Annotated in this window: 4 protein-coding genes; all 4 read left to right on the forward strand. The window is 59.7% G+C overall.

Annotation, left to right across the window (positions count from 1 at the left end; all coding sequences use genetic code 11):
• Positions 1–118: IS1 family transposase (locus tag CINSTRO3249_RS15780; protein ID WP_217265379.1), on the forward strand; the 118-nt coding region annotated here is incomplete at its 5' end.
• A gap of 36 nt (positions 119–154) precedes the next feature.
• Positions 155–550 carry a gp16 family protein gene (locus CINSTRO3249_RS15785; RefSeq protein ID WP_084790287.1) on the forward strand — a complete coding sequence of 132 codons (396 nt, stop codon included), beginning with the start codon at positions 155–157 and terminating at the stop codon, positions 548–550.
• Entirely contained in the window at positions 550–1,002 is a 453-nt protein-coding gene (locus CINSTRO3249_RS15790) for a hypothetical protein (RefSeq protein ID WP_074013898.1), read from the forward strand. The genes CINSTRO3249_RS15785 and CINSTRO3249_RS15790 overlap by 1 nt, the downstream gene beginning before the upstream one ends.
• An 81-nt stretch (positions 1,003–1,083) precedes the next feature.
• The gene (locus tag CINSTRO3249_RS15795; RefSeq protein ID WP_074013899.1) at positions 1,084–1,371 is read left to right on the forward strand and encodes a peptidoglycan recognition protein family protein; all 288 of its coding nucleotides are present in this window, start codon (positions 1,084–1,086) and stop codon (positions 1,369–1,371) included.
• Positions 1,372–1,510 lie beyond the last annotated feature (139 nt).

The following is a 1,510-nucleotide window of genomic DNA, read 5'->3' on the forward strand; positions in this document are numbered from 1 at the left end:
TTTACGTACCCACATTAAACGTCTTGCTCGTAAGACCATTTGCTTTTCAAAATCAGAAACGATGCATGACAAGATCATTGGATGGTATATGACCATTCACCATTATCAGCAAATCTGAGTCATGACCCCTTTCTCCAGTGAAAGGAAGATGCTCATGAAAAATCTGATTAAAATTGTGCATACGGGTAAAAATACACTCGGCTGGGATGAAGAGACCTACCGGGGCGTCCTGCTGCGCGAGACCGGTAAAAATAGCGCCAGGGACTGCACTGCCGCGGAGCTGGCGCGGGTGGTGCGCTATATGCGCCGCCAGGGTTTTACCACGTTACCCAAACAGGGCCGCAAGCCCCGTGTGGCAGCGGGGCGTCAGGGGATGCTCAGCAAGATTGAGGCGCTGCTCGCCAGCGCCGGGCGGCCCTGGGGCTACCTCGATGGCATGATTGTGCGTATGCTGGGCGAAAAAAAGCTCGTAGAATGGCTCGATGATGCGCAGGTGCGCCGGCTGATGCAAATGCTGATTATGGACGCCAAACGGCACGGGAGACTGTAATGCAACCGTCGCTGCAGCCCGATTACGCCGAGGTGCAGGCATTGCTGCCAGAGTCGGTGCAGCAGATTGCCGGCCTGATAGGTTTTCCGGCCACCGAGGCGCTTATCCGCCATTTCGGCGGGGTGCCGTTTCGCATCGGCAAGGGGTTGCGCGGCGCGGGGGAGCGACGCATTGCCCTGCTGCAGGAGGTGCTGACGCCGGCGCAGGTGACGCTGCTGATGCACCATTTTGGCGGCGAGGAGCTGTATATCCCCCGCTGCGACAAGGCGTGGCGCGCCTGGCGTAACCGCTGCTTCCTGGCCGAGCTGGACCGGCTGCGGGCGCAGGGAGAGTCCACCACCATGGCCCTGACGCTCTTGTGTCCGCGCTATGGCATCGCCGCGACCCGCGCCCGCGAGCTGGTGCGCCAGCGTCAGGCGGGGCCGCCGCCGGAGCAACCCACCCTGTTCTAAGAATTACCCTCTACGCCCCCGTCATCAGCACCGCCGCCCGCCTTTCGCCACAATAGCCTCATGTTCTGCATGAGGTTTTTTATGTCCCGCGTCATTCATCGCATCATCATTCACTGCGCCGCCACGCCCAATGGTCGCGTTCTGGGCCGGGACGGCGAAACCGCCGCCCAGGTGATTGACCGCTGGCATCGGGCGCGCGGTTTTCACCGTGACGCCCCGGCCAATGATAACGGTTTGACCAGTATCGGCTACCACGGGGTGATTGACGCTGACGGTCAACTGCTGACCGGGCGCGGCGTGGAAGAAGTGGGTGCCCATGTGCGCGGCTATAACCAGGACTCGCTGGGTCTCTGTAAGCGCCCCATATAGGACGTCTTTCGCTTTCGACAGGGATGATTAAGGATGGTGTCCACCTATTTTAAGTGGACACTATCTATGACAGAGCCCAAAAAACCGCGAGCCAACTACTCCATGGAGTTCAAGCTGGCGATGGTCGAAAAGTCCCTGC

It is taken from the genome of Candidatus Sodalis sp. SoCistrobi, from assembly GCF_900143145.1.
Classification (GTDB): domain Bacteria; phylum Pseudomonadota; class Gammaproteobacteria; order Enterobacterales; family Enterobacteriaceae; genus SoCistrobi.

Excerpts from the sequence above, each read along its gene's own strand:
- CINSTRO3249_RS15785 (WP_084790287.1), top strand. The coding sequence starts at position 155 with ATGAAAAATCTGATTAAAATTGTGCATACGGGTAAAAATACACTCGGC.
- CINSTRO3249_RS15790 (WP_074013898.1), top strand. The coding sequence starts at position 550 with ATGCAACCGTCGCTGCAGCCCGATTACGCCGAGGTGCAGGCATTGCTG.
- CINSTRO3249_RS15795 (WP_074013899.1), top strand. The coding sequence starts at position 1,084 with ATGTCCCGCGTCATTCATCGCATCATCATTCACTGCGCCGCCACGCCC.